Below are 14,036 nucleotides of genomic sequence, written 5' to 3'. Positions count from 1 at the left end.
GGTGTTCTCGCTGTCCGAGATGGAGGTGTACGGCTGCCCGGTGTGGGGCACCAAGGGCTACAGCGTCGGCTTTGACTGCCAGTGGGACCTGTTCAGGGACACCGCGCACCGAATCAACGGAACTCGGTGCCATTGGTGGCTGCGTTCCGTCATGGGTGGCTCCTCGTCCTACGTGTGCTACGTCAACTACAACGGCACTGCCTACTACACCTCGGCGGCGAACGTCTGGGTTCGCCCCCGCCCCGGCTTCCTCTTCGGCTAACCAGCCGAGTGCTCTATACTCTGCTTTTAGGCGACCGCCTTGCGCGGTCGCCTCTCGCCCGCGAAGCGGGCCGCTTTTTTCGCCAGTTTCCCCAGGAGGTGCACGTGAGCGGCGTCTACCAGCGCAACCGCGAGGTGTCCGAGTACAAGTTCTTCACTCAAGCGATCGCCATCCGCGTGGAGGTCAACAAGCTGATGGCGTCGTCCTCCGTGGTTCCGAAGGCCTACCGTCTGCTGAACGCGGTGCCGACCGTGGAGACGGCTCGCAGCATCGTGTACAACGTCAACCGCGCCGACTGCTTCTATCCCAACAGCTCGTTCAATGCGCTGGAGCGCAGGCGCTACCTCACGCTGGCCATAGCGGACTGCGAGCAGCTCATGCTGGACATGCAGTGCCTCATGGATATCGGCCTGCCCGTGAACGCCAACCGCTTCGAGGAGCTGGCGGCCATGGTCGAGGAGGAGATCAGGCTGCTGAAGGGCGCGCGCAAGAACGTGCGCGTGACGGGCAAGAAGTCCACCGAGGAGCGCATAGCCGAGGCCGAGGCCGAGCTAGAGCGCCTGCGTTCGCTATAATGGGCGGCGGTCGCGCCTTGTTTATCGGTACAATTGGTGGCTGCGTTCCGTCATGGGTGGCTCCTCGTCCAACGTGTGCTACGTCAACAACAACGGCAATGCCAACTACAACTCGGCGACGAACGTCTGGGTTCGCCCCCGCCCCGGATTCCCTTATTGCCAGACCGAGTAGGCCCCAGGGCCGAAAGCAGAGCGCAGAGAGGAAGGAAGGCGCGACCGTCGGGCTCACGCCCGTAAATACGCACCCCGCGAGGGTGGCCGGACGCTGCTTGCATGGCGCGGCGCTCCGTGGCTTCGCCGCGTTTCATGGCCATACCTCAAGCGGCTGTCAGAGCCACATTGAAAGCCGTGCGGGGTGCCTTCTGTGAACTCCGAGCAAAGAAGGGCCGCACGCCGGAAGCGCCGCGAGGAGAAGCGGGCCAAGGCCAAGGCCGAGCGCGTCAAGACGTGCACGCTTGAGACCGTGGCCGACCTCAACAGCCTGTGCAAGGCTTCCAAGCAGGCCGCGCGCGGCGTGATGTGGAAGGCGTCCACGCAGCGGTACATGAAGGACTACCTGCGCAACGCCGTCCTGTCCCGCCGCGACCTTTTGGAGGGCCGCGACATATGCCGGGGCTTCATCCGCTTCGACCTATGGGAGCGCGGCAAGCTGCGCCACATCAGCGCCGTGCACTTTCCCGAGCGCGTGGTGCAGAAGTCGCTGTCGCAGAACGCGCTCGTTCCCGCGATCGTGCCCACCCTCATAGCCGCGAACTCCGCGAACATAAAGGGGCGCGGCACCGACTACGCCCTGAAGCTGCTCAAGCGCCACCTGGCCGACCACTGGAGGCGGCACGGCCGCGAGGGCTACATACTGCTCGGCGACTTCTCCGACTACTTCGCGCGCATAGCGCACCAACCCGTCAAAGACCAGGTGGCCTCCGCGCTGCTAGATCCGCGCGTGGTCGCCTTGGAGCACCGCCTGATAGACGCGCAGGGCGATGTGGGCCTGGGGCTGGGCAGCGAGCCGAACCAGATATGCGCCGTTGCCCACCCCAATCGCATCGACCACTACGTGACCGAGATGCTGCGCCCCGAGTCTTACGGGCGCTACATGGACGACTTCTACCTGATACACGAGTCCAAGGGCTACCTGCAGGTGTGTCTGCTGCTGATAGAGCGCAAATGCGTCGAGCTGGGCATCGAGCTGAACCCGCGCAAGACGCGCGTGGTGAAGCTCACGCGCGGGTTCACGTGGCTGAAGAAGCGCATCTTCTACACGGACACGGGCCGCATAGTCGTGAAGCCGTGCCGAGACTCCATAACGCGGGAGCGCCGCAAGCTCAAGAAGATGGCCCGCATGGTCGCCGATGGCATCATGACCCCTGAGCAGGTGGAGCAGAGCTACCAGAGCTGGCGCGGAGGCATGAAGCGGCTGGACGCGCACCGCAGCGTGCGGGCCATGGACGCGCTGTACCGCAGCCTGTTCGGAAATCCCGCGGGGGGGGTTGCTCAATGCAATCCAAACCTGGAGGCGACACGGATGGGAACATGCCCCTACCCTAGCAACGGAAGGAGCGACCCATGACGGAACAGGAAATCGCCGGGGAGATCAACGGCTACAAACAGCAGCTTGAGCAGAGCGACTACAAGGTCATGAAGGCGGTGGAGCGCATCTTCTCAGCATCGTCCATCACCGACCTGCTCTCGGCCATCGCCGCAGCTGCCAAGGAGGTGGCCGAGATCATCTCGCAGCGCCAGACGTGGCGCGACCGCATCAACGAGCTGGAAGCCATGGAGCCCGACCAGCCGGAAGCGCCGCAGGAGTAGCGAGCGCCCCTTCGGGGGCGCTTTTCTTTTGCCCGGCGACACCTCGCGGACAATCGCGGCAGCGATTCGAGGAGGTGAGAAAACGAATGACCGACGTGCTGGAAATCTTCGCGCCGTACGGCACCGGGTCGCTTTTCGGCGCGCTGCTCGTCCTAGTGGTCCTGTACTTCGGCAAGCAGTTCCTCGAAGAGTTCAAGGCCCAGAACGAGCGCAAGGCGAACATCGACCTCAAGCGCGAGGAGCGAAAGCAGGACGAGGTGAACGAGCGGGCGCAGCGCGACCGCGAGCGCAGCCAGATGGAGGGCCGCATCGCCGCGCAGATGGAGCGCAGCAACGCGCTGATGGAGGCTATGAAGGCGCTCATGGAGTCCGTCGTGACCTCCAACGAGGTGCTGCACGCCGACCTGGCAAACAGCCAGGCGCGCAGCCAGGGCATGGCGGCGAAGGTCGACCACATCGCCGACCGCGTTGACCTGCTCTACAAGGAATCGACTCGATAGAAAGGAATCCGAAATGACAGAAATGCAAGCAATCGCAGCCATCGTGCTGTCTTTCGTCGTGCCGTTCGCGGTGCAGCTGATCAAGACCGAGGCCATGACCGGCAAGGCCGCGCGCATCCTGGCGCTGGGCTGCTCGCTCCTGGCGGGCGTCGTGACCGGCTTCGTGGGCGGCGTGCCCGCAGACCCGGGCGCATGGGTCACGTGCGCCTTCGCCGTGGTAGGCGGCGTGCAGGCGGCCTACACGCTGTTCAAGTCGGTAGGCATCACATCCAAGTGGCTCGACGCCCTGTTGGGCGTGACCGTAGGCGGGAAGGAGTAGGCAATGGCTAAACTGTTCATCATCTGCGGCCACGGCGCTGGCGACCCCGGCTGCTGCGCAGGCGGCTGCACCGAGGCCGAGCGCGTTCGCGCCCTGGGCCAGCGAATCAAGGAACTGGGCGGTTCCGAGGTCGAGCTGGGCGATACGTCCCGCAACTGGTACGCCGACGGCGGGCTTAACCGCCTGAGCACCGACGCGCCAGTGGTGGAGCTGCACATGGACGCCAGCGGCATCGCCACGGCCCACGGCGCGCACGTCATCATCAAGGAGGGCTTTGAGCCTGACGAGTACGACAATGCGCTGGCCGACAAGCTGGCGGCGTTCATGCCCGGGCGCTCCGAGAAGCTGGTGCGCCGTTCCGACCTCGCGAACCCGAACCGAGCCGCCGCGCGCGGCATCAACTACCGCCTGTGCGAGAACGGCTTCATCGACAACGACGGCGACCGCGAGAAGTTCAACGGCAACCTGGACGAGCTGGCGCGCATCTACCTGGAATGCTTCGGCATCACTGCTGGAAGCGCCCCCGCAGCCGTCCCGCAGCCGCAGCCTGCGCAGCAGGAAACGACCGAGAACTTCGGCGGCACCTACCGCTGCACTGTGGACTACCTGCGCGTGCGCGACGCCCCCGGCCTGGGCGGCACCGAGGTGGCGCACTATTCCAGCGGCGAGACCGTGACGCTGGATAACTGGTACAAGATCGCCGACGGCTACGTGTGGGGCCGATACACGGGCTACAGCGGCGCAACGCGCTACATCGCCGTGGGCAAGGCCACGGGCAAGCCAGAGGCCGACGACTATCTGGTGAAGGTGGGATAGGCCATGCCGTACCCGAGCCCCGCAGACGAGGAGCGCAACGGCGGGTGCGGCCCCATCCTCGCGGCGGTCGTCCTGCTGTTCATCGTCCTGGCCGCCGCCAGCTGCGCGTCGCAGGCCATGGGAGCGCAAGACGTGACCGTGAGGCAAGCCCGCACGGACGGCCCCATATACGACCTGCCCGAGGGCATCGGCCAGGAAATCGTGTGCGACGAGCACAACCGCGAGTACCTGCTGCTTACCACCGAGCAGGGCGGCGTGTTCCTCATGCCGTACATGGACGAGGACGGCGAGCAGGAGATCATGCCGCAGGCCTAGAACGCAAAGAAGCCGCCCCGTATGGAGCGGCTTCTTTCTATCTGACGAGCAATATGAACGCCCGCCTAACGACGAACACGCGTATGTGTTCGCCTACTGAACAGTTGGTGGAGGCGCGGAGAATCGAACTCCGGTCCACGAAAGCCCCCTGATTGGCATCTCCAAGCTCAGTCGCTGGTTTAGTCTCGGACGCTTTGCGCGCAGCGACACGCTCGCGGCGTCCTAACCGGTTCGGTCTTAGCCTGCGCCATACCGATTACGTGCGCAGGAGCATTCCCCTAAAATGACGTCGCGCCGGTGTCGGGGAAATCACCGGGTTGACGCGCCGCTATAGACTAAGCAGCGAGAGCCATAGGCTCAAAAGAAGAGTTGTTGTCAATTCAATTTGACGGTACCCCTGTTTAACGAGGCGAGGAGACCTCGGCTTGCTTCCTCTCTCAGAGCTATCGTGTCGAAACCAGTCGCCCCCGAATGTCGGGAAAGTCTGGATGGCATTGGGCACGAGCACCCAACACCCGTCGACTTTTCAAGGAACATGCGGGGCGAGCCCCGCTTGTGGAGTGTTATCTTACCACGTTCTGAAAGCGGACAGCTGTTCTATGCACGAGCTGTGAAGACCACAATGTGCGCCGCACTTCGCACTTTTGCTACCGATCGCGTCACGTATATTTTTGCCAAGCAAAATTGACCCGTCGAAAGGACCGTTATGGATACCAAGCAGCAACTCGTCAATGCCCTCGCAGGCCTGGGCTCAACCATTACCGAAGCTATGGATGTCATCAAAGGCTTTGTCCCCTGCGGACATCCCGCCCTCACGGTATCGAACGCACTCGTCGCGCTGGACGCTGACGATGATGCAGCTCTCGCCCAGCAGCTTGAGACCGTCGAGGGCTTTATCGACCACGTGAGCGAAAACCGCGGCGTGACCGCCTACCACGGCGTCGACGTCGAGCTCGCGGGTCCCAAAGCCGATCTGCTCGCAGCAATCCGCGAGGTAGGCGCCCTTATGCAGACCGCAGGCGTCAAGAACACCCAGGTCAACGAGTGGGTCTACCGCAGCCTGGCAGCACTCGACAGCTCTGACAAAAAGGCAGCCGAGCAGCTCGCAGAAAGTCCCGCCATTAAGGCCGAGCTTTTGTAAATATCAGACGCGGGTCCCTTGGCGCATCGTCGTCCAAGAGGCCCGCAAACAGTTCGCGTTAACCAATAGCCGCGCCGCCGCGTTCGGCCAAAGCAAGAATCGGCATCATTTGACGAGGTGTCTTTGCTGCAAGATCGGCATGTTCGAGCAGCTTGCGATCGTTGGTCACCAAGTAATCGACCTGTGCGCGCTTGCACGCGGCAAGCACCAAGTTGTCCTCGTAATCGCGATTGAGCGCTAAGTATTTGTCGGCCAGCCAAAGGTCCGACGCATCTGCACCCACGGCCGTGGCGTTTTCGGTCATGTTCCGAACAAACGCCAGCGCCGCCTCGCCAATCGCTTGCGCCGACGCTTCGTCGACCGAGCCTTTTTCGGCAAGAACCCTGCGCTTGAGCTCGTGTTGGACAACGTACAGCACGTCCTTAGCGATATGAACCGGGAAGAACAGCAACGCCCCCGTCTCCGTCGCCTGCCCAATAAACGCACGCGCGGCAAGCGACTCGGCATGGTCGACGCAAAACGAATCGACCCATACGTTGGCGTCTACCATGATCTTGAGAGGCGCCCCACTCACTGGATCATCCCCTTTTGGCGATAATGCTCATCCATGGCGTCGGAATAGATTGTGTCCCAATCGCGATCGTCGGATACGGGCGACGTATCGATACCCAGGTCCGCGTAAAGCTGATCCGCCGCCGCCCATGATGCGGCGAACGGCGTATCGGGCGCGACGGTCTGCTGCCGGCCATCAACGGCAGACAGCACTTCCTCACACTGCCCGCCACCCTGTGCGACCTTGGCCACCACCTTTTTGATGAGCTCGGGCAGTGATCTGCCCGAAAGCCGCAACGCTTCCTCGGCGCGCTCTTTAACCGAGCGATCTACGCGAACATTCACCTGCGCCATGCTGCCAACGGTAGCCATCTCAACCTCACCTTCAGCATTTGCTAGCATTGCTAGCACGAGCATATATCTGAGCTAACATCTCGTCAAACAAAAGAAGGCCTGCACCCTGGCGGCTGCGGTGCCGCCCGAATGCACGCCATATACTCAATTGAAAGCGCTAACGCAGGTAAGCCTTTGCGTTGCCCAGGCTGTAGGCGATCGTTGAGCCGTTGTGCAGTAGTGACGACGTCTGCGGAGTAATCATGCCGGTAATGCCCAGTGCCAAGAGTGCTGAGTTGGTGAGCATCACCTTGGAATACGAACTCGTCAGACGGTCGATAAGCCCCTGGCTCATGCGGCGCAAGCGCACGATTGCGGCCAGATCCGTATCGGTCAGGATGATATCGGCGACCTCCTTGGCGATGTCGCTTCCGCCGCCCATCGCCAGGCCCACATCGGCCAGGCCCAGCGCCGGCGAATCGTTGACGCCGTCGCCCACCATGGCAACGTGGCGCCCCTCGCCCTTAATGCGCTCAACATACGCGTACTTGTCCTCGGGCAGCAGCTCGGCCTTAAACTCGTCGACACCTGCTTCGCGAGCAATGCGCTCGGCCGTGCGCTCCGAGTCGCCCGTGAGCATGACCACGTGCTTAACGCCCAACGCGTGCAGGTCGGCGATGGCTTCGCGGACCCCGGGCTTAAGCGGGTCCTCGATACCGAGCACGCCGACGACCTTGCCATCAACCGCCAGATACAGCGGCGACAGGCCCTGCATCTGGAACTCGATCTGCTCCTTAATGTCGGACTCGAGCTGCGCGCCCTCGTCCTCAAATACAAAGTGCGCGGAACCGATGATGGCGCGACGTCCCTCAATGGACGAGGCAATGCCATGTGCCACGATGTACTCGACCGCAGCGTGACGCTCGCGGTGCTCGAGCCCACGCTCGCGGGCGGCGTTGACCACGGCACGCGCCACCGGATGCGGAAAATGCTCCTCTAAGCAAGCGGAAAGGCGCAGGATCTCGTCCTCGCCCCAGCCATCGGTGGTGAGCACGCAGGCAAGACGCGGCTGCGCCTCGGTAAGCGTGCCGGTCTTATCAAACACAATGGTGTCGGCCTTGGCAAACGACTCAAAGTACTTCGCGCCCTTGACCATGACGCCCATCTTGGCAGCATCGCTCATAGCGGTCATGACGGCGACGGAGCCCGTAAGCTTGAGTGCGCACGAGTAGTCGACCATCAGCGCCGCTGAGGTCTTGATGAGGCTACGCGTGGTGAGTGCAACCAAGCCCGCAAGCAGGAAGTTCCACGGGACGATCTTGTTGGCGAGGTCTTCCATGTGCGACTGGCCCTCGGACTTGAGCGAGTCGGCCGTCTGCACGAGCGAGACGATCGAGCGCAGCTTGGTCTGCGCCGTGTTGGCGCGCACGCGCACCAAGATGCTGCCGTCTTCCACGACGGTGCCGGCGAACACGTCGTCGCCCGCGCTGCGCTCGACGGCCAGCGGCTCGCCGGTCAGGGTCGCCTGGTTGACCATGGCGCTTCCCCGCTCGACCACACCGTCAATGCAGATGGACATGCCGGTGCGCACGGCTACCAAGTCGCCGGGCTCAAGCTCGGTCGCGGCAACGCTCACCTCGGTGTCGCCGACCACTTTTTGCGCCTTGTCGGGCACGTCGAGCAGCGAGTTGATGAGCTCGTTTTCGCTCATGGCGCGGGTGTAGTCCTCGAGCAGCTCGCCCACGTTGAGTAGGAACATCGTCTGGCCCGCGGTGTCGACATCACGCTTGACGAATGAAATGCCGATGGCCGAAGCGTCGAGCACGGGAACGGTTAGGCGTGGCTGCGCCAGCTCGTGAAGGGCAGCGCGCAAAAATGCCATGTAACCGGCCACGACAAACACCGCACGCAGAGGCGTCGGCAAGAACCAGCGGCGCGCGTAGTGGGCGCCGATAAGTGTCGCCAGGTCCATAACGAGTTTATGCTTGCGCGGCTCGAGTTGCATCACGTAGCCCGACTTGGCATCGGCGATAGCTTGAGCATCGAGTGCGCCCAGGGCATCGAGCACGCCCGCACGACGCTGCTCGTCATATTCGAGCGCCATCTGGCCAATACGGCCATAAACGCGCACCTTGCGCACGCCGTCGATGTCGCCGCTGAGCTTAAGAAGTGCATCGAGATCGCTCTCTGGCACAGGACCCGCCAATTGAAGACGGGTCCTGCCGGGGATCTCGCTAATAATCGAGAATCTCATAGTTTGTGCCTGGGAGCGTTACTCGGCTGCCTCGTCAGCAGCGGCCTCGCTCTGAGTGATGTAGGCCGCCTCGGCAACCATGTCATCGACATTGGCCTTGGCCTGCTCAACCATGTCCTGGTAGCCGTTCTTGATGCGCATGCCGCACGCGATACCCTGCACGCAGGCATTCTTGACCGGAGCGCTGGTAAGCAGCTTGATGCCGGCCGTGCCAAGCAGAAAACCGCCACCGACAAGCAGGGTATTGAACGTCGACTTCTTCATGTTGCTTCTCCCTTTTGCCGCATTGGACGCGGCACGGTGCCTTAGCACCCGAGTAAACAAGTTTGCTCGAGCACACTTTTGGAAAATAGTTTAGTTTATCTAACTATTGAGGTCAACAAAGGTTAACTCTTTGGAAACTATGGGGGTGAACTCAATGTGACAAAGGGACTGTCCCTTTGTCACATTCCTACAGCTGCCAGGCAGCCGCTTCCTTTTGCAGCGCTACCATGCGGGCGAATTCTCCACCTGCCGCCTTGAGCTGCGCCGGGGTGCCCTGTTCGGCAACCACTCCATCCTTGAGCACAACGATTTTGTCGGCATTTTCCACCGTACGCATACGGTGGGCAATAACGATAACCGTCTTACCTGCAAGCAGACGGGAGAGCGCCTGCTGTACCACGGTCTCGTTCTCCACATCCAAGCTCGCCGTCGCCTCGTCCAACAGCACGATAGGCGCGTCTTTGAGCAGCGCACGGGCGATAGAGATGCGCTGGCGCTCGCCGCCGGACAGCCTGGAGCCGTTCTCGCCGATCATGGTGTCGTAGCCCTGCGGCATGCGGCTCACAAACTCGTCACAGTTGGCGGCACGCGCGGCCCCAAGCACTTCCTCATCGGTGGCATCACGACGCCCGAGGCGGATGTTTCCCATCACCGTGTCGTCAAAGAGCAGCACGTCTTGGAACACAATGGCGTAGTCGCGCAGCAGCACCTCGGGATCCACACCCGCAACATCCACACCGCCCACGGTAACCTTGCCCGCAGTGGCATCCCAAAAGCGCGCGGCCAGGCGGCTCACCGTAGACTTACCGGAACCCGAAGGACCGACCAGTGCCGTGACCTCGCCTTCCTTGGCGGTAAAGCTCACATCGGTAAGAACTTTCTCGCCGGCGCGTCCGTCCTCGCCCGCACCATAGCCAAATGCCACGTGATCGAACACCACATCGTGACCCGCGGGCTCAAATTTCTCGCTGCCCCGCGCCACAGGCTCTTCCATGATGGAACGCATGCGCTTGGCAGACGACTCGGCGACAAACAGCTCAGACATTAACATTAACGCCTGGTCAAAGGGCGCATAGATACGGCTCACCATAAGCAGGAAGGCAAACATCACCAAAAAGTCGACCTGCCCGGAGGCGACCACCGCGGCACCCGTAACCAGCGTGGTGGCAATGCCCAGACGCAGGATGACAAAGGCGGAGTTGACCAAAAGCCCGTTAGCGAGCTCGCCCTTGGTGGTCTTGCGCTCCTCGGCATCGATCACGGCGTTGAGTCTCTCAAGATAATGGGCCTCCTGGTTGGTGGCGCGGATCTCGCGAACGCAGTCGAGCGTCTCTTGAATCGCCTCGGTAACCTTGACCTTCTCGGCGCGCACGCGATCGAACACCGGGGTCATGGGGCCGCGTGTTAGATACAGCACGGCAAAGGCCACGGGAACGCTCCAAAACGCCGCGATCGCCAGCTGCCAGCAAAAGAACAGCGACGCCACGAACACAATGGCGCTTGCGATGATGGCACCCCAAAGCTCTCCCAGCACGTGGCTGTAAGCGTGCTCCATGGCCTGGACGTCGCCCATGATAGTCTCGGTTAAATCGGCCAGATCACGACGACCAAAAAACGACAGCGGCAGTTTGCGCAAGCGCTCAGCAATCTCCATACGCTGCTTGCCGCACTCCTCGTAAAAGATGCAGTAGGTGTAGTAATACTGCTGCCAGTTAGAGGCAAAGAGCAACACGAAAAAGACCAGGAGGCCACCCACGATCGGCAGGGCATCCGGCAGGTCAGCCCCGCTGGCGAGATGCTCGACAAAGCCGGCCATAACCAGGAATAAAAAGCCCATGCCGGCCATGGTAATGAGATTGGTGAGCGTGGTCCAGAAAATGCCGCGTTTTACGCCGGCGACGCCTTTATCGGATAGGAAATACTTCTTTTGGAATAAGGCGAACATTTAGGCCTCGCCTCCCTTCGTGACGGCGGCATCCGCGGTCGCTGCAGTGATTTTCCAGCTCGCGGCCTGTTCGTATTCGGCCCACATCTTGGCATACAGACCCTCTTGGGACAGCAACTCGGCATGGGTACCCGACTCCTGCACGCTGCCCTGGTTGAGCACCACGATTTGGTCTGCGCCCACCACAGTCGAGAGTCGGTGCGCAATCATAATGACTGTGCGACCAGCCGCCAGCTTGCTAAAGGCGCGCTGGATGAGCGCCTCGTTCTCGGGATCGGCAAACGCCGTGGCCTCATCGAGCACCACGATAGGCGCGTCTTTAAGGATCGCGCGGGCGAGTGCCACGCGCTGGGCCTCGCCGCCCGAAAGATATGCTCCGCCGGCACCGAGCATGGTATTGATGCCCTGTGGGAGCTTGGCCACAATGTCGTCGCACTGAGCTGCGGTGAGGGCCGCACGCACTTCGTCGTCAGTGGCCGTAGGCTTGGAGGCGCGCACGTTATCGGCAAGTGTTTGCCGGAACAGCTGGTTGGTCTGGAACACGAAGGCGACCTGGCCCATAAGCTCGTGCGGATCCATATCGCGTACGTCCACACCGCCTACGAGCACTCGACCCGAGGAAACGTCCCAAAAACGCGGGATCAGGCTTGCGCAGGTTGACTTGCCGCCACCCGAGGGACCCACCAGGGCGAGAGTGCTACCCGCGGAAACGCTAAAGCTCACATGGCTAACGGCAGGTGTTTCGGCACCCTCGTAGGTAAAACTCACGTCCTCAAATCGCACGTCGCCACCGGCAGGGTGCTTGGGTTGGGCGGGCACGGAGAGCTGCTTGGAATCCATGACGCTTCGAATACGAGCCAGCGAATCGGCACTCATCTGAGAGGCCTCGCCCACAAACATGAGCTTGGTCATGGCCGTCGGCACCACGGCCGAAAATATCGCGTAAAACGTGAAGTTGGCCATAAAATGCGCGAAGTCGTCTCGCCCGGCGCCAACAGCAACGCCACGGGCAGCAGGAATGTCACAAGGCCATTGAGCGCGGTAAGGTTGAGCACCTGCGGACCTCGGCAGAACGTGCCCGCATAGTTTTGCGCCATGTCGGCATATTCGGCGATCGCATCGTGGAAGGCCTTAAAGGAGTAGACCGTCTGCTGAAACACCTTGACCACGGGGATGCCTCGTACGTATTCGGTGCCGGTCTTGTTCATCTTGACCAGCGCTCCCATGTAGGCCTTCATGAACTCGGCGCCTTTGCCGCTCATCATGGTGGCCATGGCGCCAAACGAAATGGCCACCGAGATGAGGCATGCCGCGCCCAAGCGCCAATCGAGGGCGAAAAGCAGCACGAGCAAGCCCACGACCATGGCGACGGCGCCTGCGATATCGGGCAGCATGTGTGCGAGCAAAGTCTCGGTGGAGGCGGCACACCCGTCTACAACACGACGCAGCTCACCGGTGGCGTGCGTGTCAAAGTAGCCAAGCGGCAGTTTAAGCAGGTGCTCGCTCGCAGTCTTGCGGATATTGGACGCGCAGCGAAACGCAGACAGGTGCGTGCACATGAGGCCTGCGAAATACACTACGATGCTTGCCAGCGCAAACCCCACGGCCCACCAGCCATACATCGCGATGTCGCAGGCTTCGCTCCAGTTAGGTGCCACGGCGATCAGGTCGCGAGCGACAAGCCAAATGCACACGTACGGGCCAAAGCTCAGCAGCTGCGAGAGCGCCGAGAGCGCCATGCCCAAATACGTTAGGAATTTACGGTCACCGGCATACGCGAGCAACTCGCCGATGCCTCCACCTTCCCTTTTTGATCCCTTTGCCATGAGATTCCTTTCTAACGGCTTGAGAGTTAACCGTAATGAACTTATCATTGATGTGTTAGCCATGGCTCACAATCAAGCCAGGCGTGGACGTTTCTGCAAAGGAAAGGGACGCTTTTGCAAATACGGCGGGCAGCGACCGACATAACCGAGCTCTACGCACCGCAATTTGAGCAGTTTGGCCTGGAGCTTACCGGCAAGGGTGCCGTCTTTACCGGCGAGGTGGCAAACGAACGGGCGCACGGCCGCGCATGGATCATGCCTCTCTCCCCTGCCTGCATCGTCATGGAGCATTTCATCACCCCGACGCACGATATGTACCTGGCCGAATACACACCCGAGCCATACGCCTGCGTGAGCGAAGTCAGCGCGCCCACACTTACATGCATGCCCGAGGCTGGCATAACGCCCGCGAACCTCAAACCATTGCATGGACCGTGGCCAAACAATGCCGTTTGCAGCTTTATCCAAGATAGCTGTGGCGAGGAATTAAGCCCGCTGTTTGCGGGGGAGCTTTATCACTCGCGCTCGGTGCTCTTTTTGCCTGGATATTTTGACGAACTGGAGCATCGCTATCCCACCGAGTTCGCGGGGATCTTTGAGGCGTTTGCCGAGCCGTGGCACGAGGAAGCGACGTCTGTCATCTGCCACACGCTGCGCCGGATTAACGAGGACCGCGCCCGCACCGTAGGCGGACACGTCTATATGCAGGGCATCGTGGAGACCATGGTCGCGGAGCTCGCCTGTTCGTGCGCGGCCCACAAGCAGGCGCGGCAGGCGACAGATACACGCGTCAGCATAACCATTGCCGTAGAAGCAACGGCAATGATTGAGTGCGCGCTCGACAAAGGCAGACGTGTGGGTATCAACGAGGTGGCCGAGAGGCTCTACACAAGCCGCTCCAAACTATGCGCCACCTTTAAGGCCCAAACTGGCGAATCCCTGGGCGCCTACATTCGCAGACGCCGTATGGAGCGAGCACAGGACCTTTTGGCCGATAGCGCGCTCACGATAGCGCAGGTAGCAGAGCGGCTCGACTACCCTCAGCAAGCCGCCTTCGCCCAAGCCTTCAAACAATACACCGGCACCACCCCCACCGCTTGGCGAAGCAAGCATCGCTAAGGCCCA

The 14,036-nt window shown here is 61.5% G+C and carries 17 protein-coding genes, 1 other RNA gene and 1 pseudogene; 11 read left to right on the top strand and 8 right to left on the bottom strand.

Annotation, left to right across the window (positions count from 1 at the left end):
• The 9 genes and pseudogenes from RX395_RS02815 to RX395_RS02775 form a co-directional block, all read left to right on the top strand.
• Positions 1 to 262: DUF6273 domain-containing protein (locus tag RX395_RS02815; RefSeq protein WP_316365293.1), on the top strand; the 262-nt coding region annotated here is incomplete at its 5' end.
• Positions 263 to 366: 104 nt separating this feature from the next.
• A complete protein-coding gene (locus tag RX395_RS02810; RefSeq protein ID WP_316365291.1) occupies positions 367 to 837 on the top strand; it encodes a hypothetical protein in 471 nt (156 codons plus the stop codon).
• A 34-nt stretch (positions 838 to 871) separates the two neighbouring features.
• Positions 872 to 1,009: pseudogene (locus tag RX395_RS02805) on the top strand (hypothetical protein); the annotation flags it as partial.
• Positions 1,010 to 1,201: 192 nt separating this feature from the next.
• On the top strand, positions 1,202 to 2,404 hold the full coding sequence (locus tag RX395_RS02800) for an RNA-directed DNA polymerase (protein WP_316365288.1): 1,203 nt from the start codon (positions 1,202 to 1,204) through the stop codon (positions 2,402 to 2,404).
• Positions 2,401 to 2,646, top strand: a complete 246-nt coding sequence (locus RX395_RS02795) for a hypothetical protein (protein WP_117637890.1) — start codon at positions 2,401 to 2,403, stop codon at positions 2,644 to 2,646. Before RX395_RS02800 ends, RX395_RS02795 begins: the two co-directional genes overlap by 4 nt.
• 74 nt (positions 2,647 to 2,720) lie before the next feature.
• Positions 2,721 to 3,146 carry a hypothetical protein gene (locus RX395_RS02790; protein ID WP_316365286.1) on the top strand — a complete coding sequence of 142 codons (426 nt, stop codon included), beginning with the start codon at positions 2,721 to 2,723 and terminating at the stop codon, positions 3,144 to 3,146.
• A 13-nt stretch (positions 3,147 to 3,159) separates the two neighbouring features.
• A complete protein-coding gene (locus RX395_RS02785; RefSeq protein WP_316365284.1) occupies positions 3,160 to 3,465 on the top strand; it encodes a hypothetical protein in 306 nt (101 codons plus the stop codon).
• 3 nt (positions 3,466 to 3,468) lie between these two features.
• A complete protein-coding gene (locus RX395_RS02780) occupies positions 3,469 to 4,281 on the top strand; it encodes an N-acetylmuramoyl-L-alanine amidase (RefSeq protein ID WP_117765363.1) in 813 nt (270 codons plus the stop codon).
• Between the two features lie 3 nt (positions 4,282 to 4,284).
• Positions 4,285 to 4,596 (top strand): hypothetical protein, encoded by a 312-nt coding sequence (locus RX395_RS02775; RefSeq protein ID WP_117637894.1) that lies wholly within the window; start codon positions 4,285 to 4,287, stop codon positions 4,594 to 4,596.
• A 105-nt stretch (positions 4,597 to 4,701) separates the two neighbouring features.
• Here RX395_RS02775 and ssrA read toward each other — a convergent pair.
• Positions 4,702 to 5,065: a transfer-messenger RNA gene (ssrA, locus tag RX395_RS02770) on the bottom strand.
• A 237-nt stretch (positions 5,066 to 5,302) separates the two neighbouring features.
• Here ssrA and RX395_RS02765 point away from each other — a divergent pair.
• The gene (locus RX395_RS02765; RefSeq protein ID WP_316365280.1) at positions 5,303 to 5,737 is read left to right on the top strand and encodes a hypothetical protein; all 435 of its coding nucleotides are present in this window, start codon (positions 5,303 to 5,305) and stop codon (positions 5,735 to 5,737) included.
• Between the two features lie 58 nt (positions 5,738 to 5,795).
• Here the strand turns inward: RX395_RS02765 and RX395_RS02760 are convergent, their stop codons facing one another.
• The 7 genes from RX395_RS02760 to RX395_RS02730 all read right to left on the bottom strand — a co-directional run bounded on the left by RX395_RS02760 (position 5,796) and on the right by RX395_RS02730 (position 12,911).
• Complete coding sequence (locus tag RX395_RS02760) at positions 5,796 to 6,311, bottom strand: type II toxin-antitoxin system VapC family toxin (protein ID WP_316365278.1); 516 nt, start codon at positions 6,309 to 6,311, stop codon at positions 5,796 to 5,798.
• Positions 6,308 to 6,661: a hypothetical protein gene (locus RX395_RS02755; protein WP_316365276.1), complete on the bottom strand. Its 354-nt coding sequence runs from the start codon at positions 6,659 to 6,661 to the stop codon at positions 6,308 to 6,310. Before RX395_RS02755 ends, RX395_RS02760 begins: the two co-directional genes overlap by 4 nt.
• A 139-nt stretch (positions 6,662 to 6,800) precedes the next feature.
• Positions 6,801 to 8,816, bottom strand: coding sequence for a heavy metal translocating P-type ATPase (locus tag RX395_RS02750; protein WP_316365274.1), 2,016 nt, complete (start codon positions 8,814 to 8,816; stop codon positions 6,801 to 6,803).
• Between the two features lie 78 nt (positions 8,817 to 8,894).
• Positions 8,895 to 9,140 carry a DUF6110 family protein gene (locus tag RX395_RS02745; RefSeq protein ID WP_055250999.1) on the bottom strand — a complete coding sequence of 82 codons (246 nt, stop codon included), beginning with the start codon at positions 9,138 to 9,140 and terminating at the stop codon, positions 8,895 to 8,897.
• A 187-nt stretch (positions 9,141 to 9,327) separates the two neighbouring features.
• Entirely contained in the window at positions 9,328 to 11,085 is a 1,758-nt protein-coding gene (locus RX395_RS02740) for an ABC transporter ATP-binding protein (RefSeq protein ID WP_316365272.1), read from the bottom strand.
• A complete protein-coding gene (locus tag RX395_RS02735) occupies positions 11,086 to 11,997 on the bottom strand; it encodes an ABC transporter ATP-binding protein (protein WP_316365270.1) in 912 nt (303 codons plus the stop codon). It abuts the gene before it with no gap.
• The gene (locus tag RX395_RS02730; protein WP_316365268.1) at positions 11,994 to 12,911 is read right to left on the bottom strand and encodes an ABC transporter ATP-binding protein; all 918 of its coding nucleotides are present in this window, start codon (positions 12,909 to 12,911) and stop codon (positions 11,994 to 11,996) included. The genes RX395_RS02735 and RX395_RS02730 overlap by 4 nt, the downstream gene beginning before the upstream one ends.
• Before the next feature lie 114 nt (positions 12,912 to 13,025).
• Between RX395_RS02730 and RX395_RS02725 the strand changes: the two genes are divergently transcribed.
• On the top strand, positions 13,026 to 14,030 hold the full coding sequence (locus tag RX395_RS02725) for a helix-turn-helix domain-containing protein (RefSeq protein WP_316365265.1): 1,005 nt from the start codon (positions 13,026 to 13,028) through the stop codon (positions 14,028 to 14,030).
• Positions 14,031 to 14,036 lie beyond the last annotated feature (6 nt).

It is taken from the genome of Collinsella aerofaciens, from assembly GCF_032584215.1.
In the GTDB taxonomy this organism is placed as follows: domain Bacteria; phylum Actinomycetota; class Coriobacteriia; order Coriobacteriales; family Coriobacteriaceae; genus Collinsella.
This window is presented reverse-complemented; position numbering and strand designations above follow the sequence as displayed.

What these genes read in the sequence shown, in the direction of transcription:
- RX395_RS02785 (WP_316365284.1), top strand. Translation starts at nt 3,160, where the DNA reads ATGACAGAAATGCAAGCAATCGCAGCCATCGTGCTGTCTTTCGTCGTG.
- RX395_RS02775 (WP_117637894.1), top strand. Translation starts at nt 4,285, where the DNA reads ATGCCGTACCCGAGCCCCGCAGACGAGGAGCGCAACGGCGGGTGCGGC.
- RX395_RS02765 (WP_316365280.1), top strand. Translation starts at nt 5,303, where the DNA reads ATGGATACCAAGCAGCAACTCGTCAATGCCCTCGCAGGCCTGGGCTCA.
- RX395_RS02755 (WP_316365276.1), bottom strand. Translation starts at nt 6,661, where the DNA reads ATGGCTACCGTTGGCAGCATGGCGCAGGTGAATGTTCGCGTAGATCGC.
- RX395_RS02795 (WP_117637890.1), top strand. Translation starts at nt 2,401, where the DNA reads ATGACGGAACAGGAAATCGCCGGGGAGATCAACGGCTACAAACAGCAG.
- RX395_RS02745 (WP_055250999.1), bottom strand. Translation starts at nt 9,140, where the DNA reads ATGAAGAAGTCGACGTTCAATACCCTGCTTGTCGGTGGCGGTTTTCTG.
- RX395_RS02740 (WP_316365272.1), bottom strand. Translation starts at nt 11,085, where the DNA reads ATGTTCGCCTTATTCCAAAAGAAGTATTTCCTATCCGATAAAGGCGTC.
- RX395_RS02780 (WP_117765363.1), top strand. Translation starts at nt 3,469, where the DNA reads ATGGCTAAACTGTTCATCATCTGCGGCCACGGCGCTGGCGACCCCGGC.
- RX395_RS02735 (WP_316365270.1), bottom strand. Translation starts at nt 11,997, where the DNA reads ATGACCAAGCTCATGTTTGTGGGCGAGGCCTCTCAGATGAGTGCCGAT.
- RX395_RS02730 (WP_316365268.1), bottom strand. Translation starts at nt 12,911, where the DNA reads ATGGCAAAGGGATCAAAAAGGGAAGGTGGAGGCATCGGCGAGTTGCTC.